The 14388-nt window shown below is 60.8% G+C and carries 14 protein-coding genes; 5 read left to right on the plus strand and 9 right to left on the minus strand.

Translation table 11 applies throughout. The features are described 5' to 3' along the window. Positions 1 to 121 precede the first annotated feature (121 nt). Together ahpF and BLO50_RS12110 are read left to right on the plus strand one after the other, a co-directional pair. Entirely contained in the window at positions 122 to 1675 is a 1554-nt protein-coding gene (gene ahpF, locus BLO50_RS12105; RefSeq protein WP_090252989.1) for an alkyl hydroperoxide reductase subunit F, read from the plus strand. A gap of 244 nt (positions 1676 to 1919) precedes the next feature. Next, on the plus strand, positions 1920 to 2714 hold the full coding sequence (locus BLO50_RS12110; RefSeq protein ID WP_090252992.1) for an SDR family NAD(P)-dependent oxidoreductase: 795 nt from the start codon (positions 1920 to 1922) through the stop codon (positions 2712 to 2714). 74 nt (positions 2715 to 2788) lie between these two features. Here the strand turns inward: BLO50_RS12110 and BLO50_RS12115 are convergent, their stop codons facing one another. Together BLO50_RS12115 and BLO50_RS12120 are read right to left on the minus strand one after the other, a co-directional pair. After that, on the minus strand, positions 2789 to 3367 hold the full coding sequence (locus tag BLO50_RS12115; protein WP_090252994.1) for a TetR/AcrR family transcriptional regulator: 579 nt from the start codon (positions 3365 to 3367) through the stop codon (positions 2789 to 2791). Positions 3368 to 3406: 39 nt separating this feature from the next. Further along, the gene (locus BLO50_RS12120) at positions 3407 to 3988 is read right to left on the minus strand and encodes a PaaI family thioesterase (RefSeq protein WP_090252997.1); all 582 of its coding nucleotides are present in this window, start codon (positions 3986 to 3988) and stop codon (positions 3407 to 3409) included. 122 nt (positions 3989 to 4110) lie between these two features. Here BLO50_RS12120 and BLO50_RS12125 point away from each other — a divergent pair, with 122 nt between their 5' ends. Further along, positions 4111 to 5319: an MFS transporter gene (locus BLO50_RS12125; RefSeq protein WP_090252999.1), complete on the plus strand. Its 1209-nt coding sequence runs from the start codon at positions 4111 to 4113 to the stop codon at positions 5317 to 5319. Positions 5320 to 5344: 25 nt separating this feature from the next. Then, positions 5345 to 6745: a dihydrolipoyl dehydrogenase gene (gene lpdA, locus BLO50_RS12130; RefSeq protein ID WP_090253002.1), complete on the plus strand. Its 1401-nt coding sequence runs from the start codon at positions 5345 to 5347 to the stop codon at positions 6743 to 6745. A gap of 153 nt (positions 6746 to 6898) precedes the next feature. Here lpdA and zapE read toward each other — a convergent pair whose 3' ends face one another. From zapE to BLO50_RS12165, 7 genes are all read right to left on the minus strand, one after another. After that, positions 6899 to 8020, minus strand: coding sequence for a cell division protein ZapE (gene zapE, locus BLO50_RS12135; RefSeq protein ID WP_090253004.1), 1122 nt, complete (start codon positions 8018 to 8020; stop codon positions 6899 to 6901). A 73-nt stretch (positions 8021 to 8093) separates the two neighbouring features. Further along, a complete protein-coding gene (locus BLO50_RS12140) occupies positions 8094 to 8747 on the minus strand; it encodes an HAD family hydrolase (protein WP_090253007.1) in 654 nt (217 codons plus the stop codon). Further along, entirely contained in the window at positions 8747 to 9736 is a 990-nt protein-coding gene (locus tag BLO50_RS12145; RefSeq protein WP_090253009.1) for an ABC transporter ATP-binding protein, read from the minus strand. Before BLO50_RS12145 ends, BLO50_RS12140 begins: the two co-directional genes overlap by 1 nt. Continuing rightward, positions 9733 to 10527 (minus strand): ABC transporter permease, encoded by a 795-nt coding sequence (locus BLO50_RS12150; protein ID WP_090253010.1) that lies wholly within the window; start codon positions 10525 to 10527, stop codon positions 9733 to 9735. Before BLO50_RS12150 ends, BLO50_RS12145 begins: the two co-directional genes overlap by 4 nt. Continuing rightward, positions 10514 to 11353: an ABC transporter permease gene (locus tag BLO50_RS12155; RefSeq protein ID WP_167354468.1), complete on the minus strand. Its 840-nt coding sequence runs from the start codon at positions 11351 to 11353 to the stop codon at positions 10514 to 10516. Before BLO50_RS12155 ends, BLO50_RS12150 begins: the two co-directional genes overlap by 14 nt. After that, positions 11353 to 12159, minus strand: coding sequence for an alkaline phosphatase family protein (locus BLO50_RS12160; protein ID WP_090253015.1), 807 nt, complete (start codon positions 12157 to 12159; stop codon positions 11353 to 11355). Before BLO50_RS12160 ends, BLO50_RS12155 begins: the two co-directional genes overlap by 1 nt. Positions 12160 to 12215: 56 nt before the next feature. Continuing rightward, positions 12216 to 13274: an ABC transporter substrate-binding protein gene (locus BLO50_RS12165; RefSeq protein ID WP_090253018.1), complete on the minus strand. Its 1059-nt coding sequence runs from the start codon at positions 13272 to 13274 to the stop codon at positions 12216 to 12218. Positions 13275 to 13616: 342 nt separating this feature from the next. Here BLO50_RS12165 and BLO50_RS12170 point away from each other — a divergent pair, with 342 nt between their 5' ends. Further along, entirely contained in the window at positions 13617 to 14333 is a 717-nt protein-coding gene (locus tag BLO50_RS12170; RefSeq protein ID WP_090253020.1) for a UTRA domain-containing protein, read from the plus strand. The last annotated feature ends 55 nt before the right edge of the window (positions 14334 to 14388 follow it).

The following is a 14388-nucleotide window of genomic DNA, read 5'->3' on the forward strand; positions in this document are numbered from 1 at the left end:
GGGGCGTGGAGTACTTAGCGCTGTCAGGGTCGCAACCCGACCCTAGTGGTGCCCGATGCCCGGGCGCGATCCGCCCGGGCATTTTATTGCCCAGAATTTTTGTCATTGAGGACTATTCGCCATGTTGGACGCTAACCTGCAAACCCAGTTGAAGGCCTACCTGGAAAAGGTCACCCTGCCGTTCGAGATCGTCGCGTCCCTCGATGACAGTGCGAAATCTCAGGAACTGCTTGAGCTGCTGCAAACCATCGTCGGCCTGACCGACAAGATCACCCTGAAGACCGATGGTAGCGACGCCCGTCGTCCGTCGTTCTCGCTGAACCGTCCAGGCGCAAACATCGGTCTGACCTTCGCCGGCATTCCCATGGGCCACGAGTTCACCTCGCTGGTACTGGCGCTGCTGCAGGTGGGCGGCCATCCGTCCAAGCTGGATGCCGAGACCATCGAGCAGATCAAGAGCATCGAAGGTTCGTTCGAGTTCGAGACCTACTACTCGCTGTCCTGCCAGAACTGCCCGGACGTGGTTCAGGCACTGAACCTGATGGCGGTGCTCAATCCGAATATCCGCAACGTGTCGATCGACGGTGCGCTGTTTCAGGAGGAGGTCGAGCGTCGTCAGGTGATGGCCGTGCCGAGCATCTACCTGAACGGCGAAGTGTTCGCTTCCGGTCGCATGGACGTGAAGGAAATCCTCGCCAAGATCGACACTGGCTCCGCCAACCGCGATGCCGAGAAGATGAGCGCCAAGGAAGCCTTCGACGTGCTGGTAATCGGTGGTGGCCCAGCCGGTTCTGCAGCAGCTATTTACGCAGCGCGTAAAGGTATTCGCACCGCCCTTGCAGCCGAGCGTTTCGGCGGTCAGGTGCTCGATACCATGTCGATCGAGAACTTTATCTCGGTGAAGGAAACCGAAGGGCCAAAACTGGTGCGCGCTCTGGAGGAGCACGTGCGTGAATACGAAGTCGACATCATGAACCTGCAGCGCGCCAGCGCCTTGGTTCCTGCGAGCAGCGAAGGCGGCCTGCATGAGGTGAAGTTCGACAATGGCGCGAGTCTCAAGGCCAAGACCCTGATTCTCTCCACCGGCGCGCGCTGGCGCGAGATGGGTGTGCCCGGTGAGCAGGAATACAAGGCCAAGGGTGTGTGCTTCTGCCCGCATTGCGACGGCCCGCTGTTCAAGGGTAAGCGTGTTGCAGTAATTGGCGGTGGTAACTCCGGCGTCGAGGCAGCGATTGACCTTGCCGGTATCGTGGCTCACGTGACCCTGCTGGAGTTCGCCGACACCCTGCGTGCAGACGCCGTGCTGCAGAAGAAACTCTACAGCCTGCCCAACGTTACTGTGATCAAGAGCGCGCAGACCACCGAAGTCAAAGGCGATGGCCAGAAGGTTAATGCGCTGGTCTATAAGGACCGCACCACCGAAGAGCTGCACAGCGTCGAGCTGGAAGGCATCTTCGTGCAGATCGGTTTGCTGCCTAACACCGACTGGCTGAAGGGCAGCGTCGAGTTGTCGCGTTTCGGTGAGATCATCGTCGACGCTAAGGGTGCTACCAATATCCCGGGTGTATTTGCTGCCGGTGACGTGACGACTGTGCCGTACAAGCAGATCGTCATCGCTGTGGGCGAGGGCGCCAAGGCCTCCCTGAGTGCCTTCGATCACCTGATCCGTAGCTAAAAAGCTCGACGATCTACGTCGCACCAGAGCGGACAACCTTTGCGGGTTGTCCGCTTTTTTGTGCTCTGCCATCAGGCGGTTAGCGGTCTTTTTTCGAGTGTTTTACGTCCCAGGCGTTTGCGGCATGGCTGTCGATAGTTTTTATTATGATCGACATATAGTATTTATATTATGTGTGTAATATGAGTTGGCGCACTATACCTCCAGACGCACTACCTACCCCCGCAAAGCCAGGAGACGCACCATGAGCACACATAACGAGAAAGGCACTGCATTGATCACCGGCGCTTCATCAGGCATTGGTGCCACCTACGCCGAGCGCCTGGCGCAACGCGGTTACGACCTGCTGTTGGTTGCCCGCGATCTGCCGCGCTTGCAGGCGCTGTCTGCGCGTTTGACCGAGCAGTACGGGGTAAAGATCGAAACGCTGAAGGCCGACCTGACTGACAAGGCTGATCTGCATGCCATTACCCAGCGCCTGCGTACCGACAAGGCCATCAGCACGCTGGTCAACAACGCCGGTATGGCCATGAACGGTCAGCTGGCCGAGGCCGATCTCGGCACCGTGGATCGGATGATTCTGCTCAACGTGGTTTCGCTGACTCACCTGTCCACCGCAGCCGCGGCCAATTTCACCGCCGCCGGGCGTGGAGCAATCATCAATATCGCCTCGGTGGTGGCTCTGGCTCCGGAAATGTTCAATGCCGTGTACAGCGCCACCAAGGCCTATGTACTGAGCCTGACCCAGACCCTCAACGGTGAAGTGAAGGCGCAGGGCCTGCAGGTGCAGGCTGTATTGCCCGGTATTACCCGCACCGAGATCTGGGAGCGTAGCGGCATGGATGATTCGGCACTGCCGGCGAGCATGATCATGGAGGTCGGCGAAATGGTTGATGCGGCGCTGGCCGGTTTCGATCAGGGCGAGCTGATCACCATTCCATCGCTGCCTGATGCGGCTGACTGGCAGGCCTTTACCGATGCCCGTAGCAAGCTGGCGCCGAACCTGTCCCACAGCAGCGCCGCTGCACGTTACAAGTAAATCGCTGGCCACAACACAAAAAGCCCTGGCTGGAGACAGTCAGGGCTTTTGCTGTGGGCAATGATGTTCTGCAATCAGGTAGTTTGCGCCGCGTCGCCGGTATTCTGTTCGATCAGCAGGCTGCGGGTGGTTTTCAGCAGCCGGTCAGACAGTTCCGGGTCGCTTACGCTGCGTGACAGCAGCAGGGCGCCGACCATGGCGCTAAGAATCAGCACGCTCTGCTCATCTGCATTCTCAACGCCAAGGCCGGCTTCGATGGCTTGCAGGCGGTCGCTGATCAGCTCATCGGTCACCGGGCTGGGTGCGCCGCGCTGGCCCAGCTCGGCTGACATAGTCGGCAGCGGGCAGCCATCGCCCGGGTTGGCACGGTGGGCGGACGACAAGTAACCGCTGATCAGGCGGGTCAGCGGTTTATCGCTGTTGGCCATCTCGTTGGTGATCGCCGTCAGCTTGTCAGCGCTGTGACGCAGGGCGGTTTCCACCAGTTCATCTTTCGATTTGAAGTGGGCGTAGAAACCGCCATGGGTCAGGCCGAGGGTCTTCATCAGCGGCTGCAGGCCGGTGGCGCCAACGCCGTCGCGGCGGAACAGGCGCGCAGCCTCTTCGATGATGCGCTGATGGGTCTGGGCTTTGTGGTCTTCGGAATATCGCATGGAGTACCTGGCCGCTGGTTTCAGATGTTGCCTGCCATCTTACTCGCTTCGCCCCGGTGTTTCAGTGCCGGGTGTATGCGATGTCCCAGGCATGCTGAGAATCAGGCAGGTGGTTGAGCCGACGGCGTATAGGCGGTCGTCGACATCGTAAATGCGCCCTTCGGCCAGCGCCGTGGTGCGGCCGATATGGACGATGCGGCCTTCGGCGCGGATCGGCCCGACCTTAGTGCTGAGGGCGCGAATGTAGCTGATGCGCAGATCGGTGGTGGTGTAACCCTGGCCGCGCTGCAACTGGGTGTGGATGGCGCAGCCCATGCAGGAGTCGAGCAGGGTGGCCGCATAGCCGCCGTGCACGCTGCCCAGCGGGTTGTAGTGGCGCGCGTCCGGTGTGCCTTGGAAGACAAAGCGCCCGGATGACCATTCCAGCGGAACAAAATCCAGCAGATGGCCGATGGGCGGCGAGGGCAGTTCACCGCGGCCGATGCCGTCAAAGAACTCCTGCGGCAACAGTTCGCTGACCTGCGCCAGGCTCATGCTGCCGGATGCACCGAGGCTGGCGCGCATGGCCTGTTCAGCGGCGAGCCATTCGGCCAGTTTTTCTTCGCGTGATGGGATGCTCATGGATCAGGCCTCGTCTGCTGAGGGGGGGGTAAAATTATAAGCGTAATTTAATTATTTATATTATGGTCGAAATGTTATTGTTTGGCGAGCCACGCCAGCCCGTGATCACAGGACCCACGCCCATGCATCGCTATCCCTTGCCGTCGCGCAGCCTGCTGTTGATTCTGGTGGCCCTGACCGCCCTTGGAGAGATTTCCACTCAGCTGATCATCCCCAGCCTGGGCGTTATCGAGCTGATCATGACGGCCCGCCCCGGCAGCAGCCTGCTGGCTCTATCGGCTTTCGTCGCCGCCTTTGGTCTGGGCCAGTTGCTGCTCGGCCCGCTGTCGGATCGCATCGGCCGGCGTCCGGTGTTGATCGCCGGGTTGCTGGTTTATCTGCTCGCGACCCTGTGGATGCTGCTGGCCAGCAGCATGGGCGAATTCATTGCCGCCCGCGTGCTGCAGGGGCTTGGGGCCTGTGCGGCATTGGTTCTGGCGCGGGCCATCGTTCGCGATGTGTGGCAGGCGCAGGCTGGTCCTGCATTAGCGCTGACGGTGATTGGCATGCTTTGCGCCATCGTCCTGTCGCCCATGCTCGGTGGTGCGCTGACGCTATATGGCGGCTGGCGCGCACCGATTGCCCTGGCACTGCTGATCGGTGTTGCCATCGTGGCTGCGGTGCTGGGCCTGTACCGCGAAAGCAATCGGCAACTCGACCCGCATGCTGGGCAGCTCAGCCGTTTGGTCGGTAATTACCGCGATCTGCTGCGCGCCGCTTCGTTTCGCGCGCTGGCCATGACGCTGGCCTGCACCTACGGCGCAATGTTCGCGGTAATTGCCGGCTCTTCGGCTGTGTATATCGGCCTCCTGGGGCTGAGCCCGGCGCAATACGGCATCACCTTTGCGGCGATTGTATCGGCGCTGATCGCCGGCGCGCTGTTTACCCAGCGGCGCATTCTGCAGTTGGGCCCCGAGAGAATAGTGGGCATAGGTGCGGCGCTGGTGGCGAGCGGCGCCGTGGCCACATTGGCGATTTATCTGCTGTTTGGTTTGTCTCTGCTCGGCCTGTCGTTGCCACAGGTGTTGGTCACCTTGGGCGGCGGCATGTTGCTGCCGGCATCGGTGGCGGGCGCGGTGATCCCCAATGCCCACCGCGCCGGCTTGGCCGCAGGGTTTATGGGCTTTGCGCAAATGGCCGGCGCCACTTGCAGCGGCGTCTTGCTTAGCTTGCTGGCGGATGGCTCGGCGTGGCCTATGGTGTTGCTGAACAGTTTATTCGCCGTCGCGGCGTTCTGCGCCTTCCACCTGCTGCGTCCACGGCCGGCAGCGAACGCGGCCCTGGTTCGCTAAACCTCTGCAGCCTAGGAGTAACTCAATGAGCAACTATGACGTGCTGATCATCGGTGGCGGCCCCGGCGGCTATAACGCTGCAATCCGCGCCGGGCAACTGGGCCTGAAAGTCGCCTGCATCGAGGGGCGCGAGACTCTGGGTGGCACTTGCCTGAATGTCGGCTGCATGCCGTCGAAGGCGTTGCTGCATGCCTCGGAACTGTACGAGGCGGCAACCAGCGGCGAGCTCAACAACCTTGGCATCGAGGTCAAGCCGACGCTCAATCTGGCGCAGATGATGAAGCAGAAGGATGAAAGCGTAACGGCCCTGACCAAGGGCATCGAGTTTCTGTTTCGCAAGAACAAGGTCGAGTGGATCAAGGGCTGGGGCCGTTTGAACGGGCCGGGCAAGGTCACGGTGACCCTCGCCGATGGCAGTGTGCGCGAGTTGCAGGCCAAGGACATTGTGATCGCCACCGGCTCGGAACCGACGCCACTGCCAGGGGTGACGATTGATAACCAGCGCATTCTCGATTCCACCGGCGCGCTGGCCTTGCCGCAAGTGCCCAAGCACCTGGTGGTGATCGGCGCCGGGGTGATCGGCCTGGAGCTGGGTTCGGTGTGGCGGCGTTTGGGCAGCGAAGTGACAGTGGTGGAGTACCTCGACCGCATCTGCCCAGGCCTGGATAACGAAACCGCGAAAACCCTGCAGCGTACCCTGAGCAAGCAGGGCATGAATTTCAAACTGGCAACCAAGGTCAGCGCCGCCAAGGCCACGGCCAATGGCGTAACCCTTGACCTGCAGCCGGCTGCCGGCGGCGCTGTCGAGCAATTACAGGCGGACTATGTACTGGTCGCCATTGGCCGCCGCCCCTATACCGCCGGCCTGGGGCTGGAAACCGTGGGTCTCGCCACCGACAAGCGCGGCATGCTGGAAAACCAGCAGCACCGCAGCAGCGTGCCGGGCATCTGGATTATCGGTGACGTGACCTCCGGGCCGATGCTTGCGCACAAGGCCGAAGATGAAGCCATCGCCTGTATCGAACGCATCGCCGGGCATGCTGCCGAGGTCAATTACGAGGCGATTCCCGGGGTGATCTACACCAAGCCGGAAGTCGCCACCGTGGGCAAAACCGAGGAGCAGTTGAAGGCCGAGGGGCGCGCCTACAAGGTCGGCAAGTTTCCTTTTACCGCCAACAGCCGGGCGAAGATCAATCACGAGGCTGAAGGCTTCGTCAAAGTGCTGGCCGATGAGCGCACCGATCAGATTCTCGGCGTGCATATCATCGGCCCCAGTGCCGGCGAACTGATCGGCGAGTACTGCGTGGCTCTGGAGTTCAGCGCTTCTGCCGAAGATATTGCGCTGATCTGCCACCCGCACCCAACCCGCTCGGAGGCGCTACGCCAGGCGGCGATGAGTGTGCATGGTTGGGCCATGCAGGCCTAAGCCTACTTACAGTCTGCTGCGCGTCGGCCCTGCTGCGTTAAAAGCAGGCTCGGAATGCTCATGTACAAAAGTACACTCCGCTTCCTTGCCTGCTTTTGCCTTGCATGGCTCTAGCTCGCAATACTTCAAAAAGATTCTTAAAGCCCCAAAGCATTACGCGCCGAAACGCTGGAGCTGCATCTCCTGCAAGCGGCTGAGGGTGCGGCGAAAGGCGAAGCTCAGGTAGCCCTCGGTATATAGTTCGGCCAGCGGCACCTGGGCTTCGAGGTACAGCGGCACCTTGCGGTCGTAGCACTCATCCACCAGGGCGATAAAGCGCCGCACGCTGTCATCCTTGACCGACAGAGCGGGCAGCTGGCGGTCACCGGCCTGCACCCGCTCGATGCCATCTTCGGTGCCGCGGGCGATCTTCGCCGCGCGTTGCGGGCTGCTCAGGTTGGGAACTTCGCTGAGCAGAATGGCCTGGAAGCGGTCGCACAGGGCGATAAAGTCCGGCGCGGCCAAGGGCTGCTCACACAGATCGGCAAAGCGGCACCAGAGTACGCCGTCGCAGTGGCGCAGGGTCTGCACGCTGCGGTTGCCGAGCGTGAGCGGTTGATCGCTGCTGTGCCTACCTGCGGCCAACTGACTGAAGGTCCGGCTGAGCACACTGGGCAACCCAGGCGTGGCGACCCAGTAACGGGTATGCGCGATACCTGGGTGCAGGCGATGGTCTTCCTCACCATTGATGCTCACTACCTGCATATGCCGTTGCAAGGCGGCCACCGCAGGCAGAAAGCGCTCGCGATTAAAGCCTTCGGCATACAGCAGTTCAGGTGGCTGGTTGGACGTGGCCACCAGCACCATGCCCTGTTCGAACATCACCTGAAACAGGCGGCCGAGAATGATCGCATCGCCGATGTCGCTGACAAACAGCTCGTCGAAGCACAGCACGCGCACTTCTTGGCTCAGCTCAACGGCCAGCGCATGCAACGGATCAGGTGTACCGGTGAGCTGAAACAGGCGCCTATGCACCCAGCGCATAAAGTGGTGAAAGTGCTGACGTCGCGCGGGGACTTTCAGGCCTTTGTAGAAGCTGTCCATCAGCCAGGTCTTGCCACGGCCCACCGGCCCCCACAGATACACCCCGTTGATTGAGTCCAAGGGTTCGTCTTGGTGCAAGGTCTGATAGCAAGCGTGCAAGGCTTGGGCGGCCTGCCACTGTGCTGGATCGGATTGAAAGCCATCACAGTCGATGGCCTGCTGATAGGCGACGAGGGGTGAATTGCTGGGCATGAAATCAGGCGCATGGCGGTGAGGTGACGCGTTATAGCCTGTAGACAGGCCTACGCGCCACATCCAGCCTCAATCAGCGCCAGTTAAGGACCGGCCAACCGGCCTGCTGGGCGTGCGCAAGCAGAGTAGGATCTGGGTTGACCACATAGGGCTTGTCGACCACCTGCAGCAGTGGCAGGTCGTTGCGTGAGTCGGAGTAGAAGTAGGCGCCGTCGAGGGCTTCGCCGTGCTCTTGCAGCCAATCACGCAGGCGCGTGACCTTGCCTTCGCGGTAGGTCATGACGCCCTGGGTACGGCCGCTGTAGTGGCCGTGCTGAACTTCCAGGTCGATGGCCAGCACTTCCTCGATCTTCAAACGTGCGGCGACGGCGCTGACCAGAAAGTGCGCCGAGGCGGAAATCACCAGCACCCGGTCACCGGCGGCGCGGTGGTTGGCCAGGCAGCGGGTGGCGTCGCTGTAGAAAATCGGCTCGATCACGTCTTCGACAAACGGCTCGACCACGTGGGCGACTTCTTCCGGCGTGCGACCCACCAGGGGCGACAAGGTAAAGGCCATGTAGTCTTCCATGGCCAGGCTGCCGGCGGCGTATTGGCGCATCAGCTCCTGTTCATGGGCGATAAAACTGTCGGCGTCGGCCCAGCCGAGCTTGACCATTTCCTGGGTCCACAGGCTGGCGCAGTCGCCGCCGATCAGGGTTTCGTCCAGGTCGAAAATTGCCAGGGCCATCAGGCCACCTCACAGATTGCGTTGTCTTCAATGTTCAGGTTGATGCGTTGCCCGCTGGCGTGCAGGTCCGCCGGGGAGCGGTTGAGCACGTCCACCAGCAGTTCGACGCCGCGCGCCTCGATGCGGTAACGGATCACGTTGCCGAGCAGGCGATGGCTGCGGATCTGCCCCTCGATGCTGCCCAGGGCGCCAATCTGGATGGCCTCCGGGCGGATTGCCACGCGGCTGTTGACCGGGCGCAGCAGCAGGCGACTGGCGGTATCGGCGTCGAGCAGGTTGTAGTTGCCGATAAACCCGGCGGCAAAGGCATCGGCGGGGGCGGTGTAGAGGGTTTCCGCGTCGCCGCTCTGGACGATCTTGCCGGCGTTCATCAGGAAGATACGGTCGCTCATGACCAGCGCTTCTTCCTGGTCATGGGTGACGAAGATGGTGGTCAGGCCCAGCTCCTGCTGGATGCTGCGGATCTGCTCGCGCAGGTGCTTGCGAATCCGCGCGTCCAGCGCTGACAGCGGCTCGTCGAGCAGCAGCAGGCGCGGGCGGGTGACCAGCGAGCGGGCCAGAGCCACGCGTTGGCACTGGCCGCCGGACAGTTGCTGCGGGTAACGGCCGGCGAAGTCATTCAGCTCAACCAGCTCCAGCACTTCCTTGACCCGCTGCTCGGCTTCGCTGCCTTTGACCTTCTGCATGCGCAGGCCGAAGGCGACGTTCTGTTGCACGGTCATATTGGGGAACAGCGCGTAGCTCTGGAATACCATACCGATGCCGCGCTTTTGTGGGGCAACGGGCACCAGGTCCTCACCGTCGAGCAGAATCTGTCCGCCATTCACTCCGGTTAAGCCGGCGATGCAGCGCAGCAGGGTGGATTTGCCGCAGCCAGAGGGGCCGAGCAGGGTGATGAATTCGCCCTTGGCGATCTCGCAGTTGATATCGCTGAAGATTGCGGTATCGCCGTAGCGCTTGTGCAGGCCTTGAATACTCAGATAACTCATGACTTGTCCTTATTCAGGCTGTTGGCCGCCCAGGTCATCAGCAGCACGAACATGAAGTAGGAAATCACCAACGCACTGGTGAAGTGACCACTGTCGTTGCGCATGTTGTAGAGGTACACCTGCAGGGTTTCATAGCGGCTGCCGACCAGCAGGTTGGCGAACACAAACTCACCGAACAGGAAGCTGAAGGAGAGAAATACCGAGACCATCAAGCCCTTGCGCAGATTAGGCAGCACCACCATAAAGGCCGCGCGCCATGTGCTGGCACCGAGCAGGTGGGCGGCGTCCATCAGGTCGCGCAGGTTGATCGCCTGCAGGTTGTTACTGATGGCTCGGTACATAAACGGCAGGGCGATAGTGAAGAAGCAGCCAATCAGAATCCACGGCGTACCGAGGATTGGCAGCGGGCCGCCGGCGAACAACTGCATCAAGCCGACCGAGGACACCACTGGCGGGATGGCGAACGGCAGCAGGATCAGCACGTTCATTACCGCATCGAGCTTGGGGAAGTGGTAACTGACCACAAACAGCAGCGGCAGAATCAGCACCAGCGACAGCGCCAAAGCAGCCAGGCAGACCAGCAGCGAGCGGCCAAACGCAGCGAGGAAGCGTGCATCGCTCCACAGTGCCAGGTACCACTTTAAGGTTAGCCCGCTGGGCAGCACGCTGGCCGACCAACTGGTGGAAAACGAGTAGAGCAGGGTGCCGAGCAGCGGCAGCAAAAGGATCAGCAGCAGGCTGTAGACCACCAACTGGTGGAACAGCGGCGAGCGTTTTTCAGCGTGGGACATGGTAGCTCCGGCGCAGCAGCCATTGGTGAACGATGGTGATCAGGGTCATCAGGCCAACCAGAATCATCGCCAGGGCACTGGCCATATTCGGGTCGAGGAAGATGTCGCCGGAAACCATGGCGGCAATCCGAATCGGCAGGATATTGAAGTTGCCAGTGGTCAGCGCATACACCGTGGCGTAGGCGCCGAGAGCGTTGGCCAGCAGAATCACAAAGGTGCCGAGCAGCGCGGGGGTCAAGACGGGCAAGCCGATATGCCGCCAGAACTGCCAGTTGCTCGCGCCGAGCAATTCAGCCGATTCGCGCCAGTCTTCACGCAAGGCGTCGAAGGCTGGGTAGAGCAGCAGCACACCCAGGGGAATCTGGAAGTAGGTGTACAGCACGATCAGGCCGGTTTTCGAGTAGAGGTTGAAATCCTCGATGATCCCCGCCTGCTTGAGCAGGATGGTCAGTGCGCCGTTAAACCCCAACAGGATGATAAAGGCGAAGGCCAGCGGCACCCCGGAGAAGTTGCTGGTCATGTTGGAAAACGCCATGACGAAGTCGCGCAGCTTGCTGTCGACTTGCCGCAGCGAGTAGCTACCGAGAATGGCAATGCTGATGCCGATCAGGCTCGACCAGAACGCCACTTCAAGGCTGTGACGCATCGCCTGGCGGTAGAACGGTGAGGAGAAGGCCTGCTGGAAATTGCCCAGGCCCCAGCCTTCAGTCGTTTGCAGGCTGTTACTGGCCACCCAGAGCAGCGGGGCGATCTGAAAGGCGATAAAGAACAGGGCAAAAGGCAGCAGGCACAGCAGCGCCAGCCATTTGCCGCGCAGGGCAGACATCATGCGAGGAGCTCCCGGCAGACAGGTTTGTCGTGGGCCACGCCGAGCAGCTCGCAGACCGTGCCGCACAACTCCAGCTGTTTCGGCTGGGCGTTGGGGTTGAGGCTGAAGGCGCTGCCAAGTACCAGCAGCGGCACTTCGCGTTCTTCCGGCAGCAGGCCGTTGTGGCTGCGATCGTTGTTCATGCCGTGGTCGGCGGTCACCAGAATCTGGTAGCCGGCATCGAGCCAGGGCTGAATATATTCGGCCAACAACACATCGGCCATGCGCGCGCTGTTACGGTACTGCGCGCTGTCGAGGCCGTGCTTGTGGCCGGCGTCGTCGATATTCATTGGGTGCACCAGCAGCAGGTTGGGCGCATGGCGCAGGCGTAGACTTTCCGCATCGGCAAATAGGTGCGAATCCGGGTAATGATCGGCGTAGTAGAAGTGGCCGTACTGAATCGGCAGGTTGGCGTCTGTCGTGTGACGGTCGCGCGCCGCTTTGAATGGCGAACGGTTATACAGCTCGCTGACCCAGTGATAGGCCGCCGCAGCGGTAATCAGCCCAGCGTCGCGGGCGTAGTGGAACATGCTGCGCTGGGTCGACAGGCGCGAGACATCGTTATTGACGATGCCGCTGTCGATGGGCGCAACACCGGTCAGAATCGCTTCATACAGCGGGCGTGACAGGGCCGGGAGTTCACAGTCGAGCTTGTACAGCGCGGCGCGTCCAGCCTGGCAGTAAGCCTGCAGATGCCCCAGCGCGTGCTGAGCCACCTGATAGCTCAAGCCATCCAGAACCACGAGGATGACGTTGTGCGACATGATTGAAAGCCTTAGCAACCGAATCGGCCCCGGAGTGTATCCGGGGCCAGATTGCATTAGTTCATATTGATGATGACGTGTTCCTGCCACAGACGCGGCAGTGCCTTTGAAGTGGCTTCCCAGGCAGCAGCATCCTTGATCGGCTGAACCTTGGCGTATTGCTCCTGCGGCAGCAGCTTGGCTTGTACTTCGGCTGGCAGGGTCAGGTGCTCGGCACGGATAGGCCGGGCGTTGCCTTTTGCCAGATTGATCTGGCCGGCGTCACTCAAGATGTACTCACGCGCCAGTTTGGCCGCGTTGGGGTTTTTCGCCCACTTGTTGATGATGGTGCTGTAGCCGGAAATCACCGAACCATCGGAAGGAATCAGCACTTCGAAGCGGCTTGGGTCGATCTGGTCGCGGTAGCTCAGGCCGTTGAAGTCCCATACCACGCCCACTTCCACTTCGCCTTTTTCCAGGGTCTGGATGGTGGGGTTGGCCAGCGACAGACGGCCTTGTTTGGCCAGCTCGCCGTAGAAATCCAGCGCCGGTTGCACGTTGCTTTCATTACCGCCCATGGCGATGGCGGCAGCCAGTACACCGTTTACGGCTTGTGCGGCGGTGCTGACATCACCGGCAGAGACTTTGTAGGTGCCCTCTTTCAGATCAGCCCAGGAGCGCGGGATATCCTTGACCAGCTGCTTGTTGACGATAAAGGCAATGGAGCCGGTGTAGGCGAGCATCCAGTGGCCGTCGGTGTCCTTGGCCCAGGTTGGAATCTGTTCCCAGGTGCTTGGCTTGTAGGGTTGGGTAACACCCTGCTGCACGGCGATGGGGCCAAAGGCCGCGCCGACGTCGCCGATATCGGCGGTGGCGTTGTCTTTTTCAGCGGCGAACTTGGCAATTTCCTGGGCCGAGCTCATGTCGGTATCCATATGCTTCAAGCCATACAGTTTGTTCAGGTCGGCCCAGGTGTCTTTCCAGTTGGCCCAGCTGTCCGGCATGCCCACACTGTTCACCGCGCCTTCAGCGCGCGCGGCCTTTTCCAGTGCTTGCAAATCCGTTTCAGCAGCCATGGCCGAGGTGGCCAGGGCGATGGCTGAGCCCATCAGTGAAGCCAGCAGCAGTTGTTTCATTGGAAACTCCTTTGCGATTGAGGTGCGTGCAGTGAAAAGTTCTGGTCTAGATCAGCAAGACCCAGGCCAATTTAGGCTTGTTAAATGACAGTTTTATGTACGTTGGTCATTTACCGGCTCGAGCCGGGTTGCACAAACTGGCGCACCACTAGCGTAGACCATGAACAAATTCAGTCATGTATGGCGTGCAGGCCAAGTTTTATCAGCTTTTACTGGCGCTGAAAGAAAGTTGTCATGGCGTGGTCATCAAGACTGCTTAAACTTGAAACATGGTTTTTACTGCTGCATTCACATGTTGATGCCCCGAAATGGGGCTGGACTAGTCCAATTTTGGAGGTCTTGATGCGCGATGAAGCGCCGCGGGCAGTCACAGCTATATGCCGGGCATTGGAAGAGCAGATCGAACACGGTCTGTTGCCGTCGGGAAGTCAGTTGCCGGCCGAGCGCAAGCTCAGCGAGGTATTCGATACCACGCGCATCACCCTGCGTGAGGCGCTGGGCCAGCTTGAGGCTCAGGGGTTGATCTATCGCGAGGAGCGTCGCGGCTGGTTTGTTTCGCCGCCGCGGGTGGCCTACAACCCGCTGGTGCGCAGCCACTTCCACGCCATGGTCGGCGAGCAGGGGCGGGTGCCGGCCACCCAAGTGCTGAGCGCCAAACTGATTCCGGCCAGCGCTGAGATCTGCCAGCTACTGGCTTTGCCGGCACTCTCCAGCGTCTATCAGATCCGCCGCGCCCGGCGTATCGACGGCCGTTTGGTGCTGTATGTCGAGCACTACCTCAATCCGAATTACTTCGCCGGCATCCTGGATTTCGACCTGACCCGCTCACTGACTGAGTTGTATGCCAGCGAATATGGCATTCATTACGGCCGGGTGCGGTTTGATATGGTGCCCACAGCGTTGCACAGCGAAGCCGCATCGGCATTGAAAGTAGCGGTGGGCAGCCCCGCGCTGCGCATTGTGCGGATCAACCGCGACCAGCATGGCCGACTGATTGATTGCGATCTGGAGTTCTGGCGCCACGACGCTCTGCATGTGAGCGTCGAGGTGCCGGAGTGACGGTAACAGCGGAGGGCGGATGGTGCTTTTTCATCCACCCTACAATATCGTGAGC

Origin of the sequence: Pseudomonas peli (genome assembly GCF_900099645.1) — a bacterium.
GTDB lineage: Bacteria > Pseudomonadota > Gammaproteobacteria > Pseudomonadales > Pseudomonadaceae > Aquipseudomonas > Aquipseudomonas peli.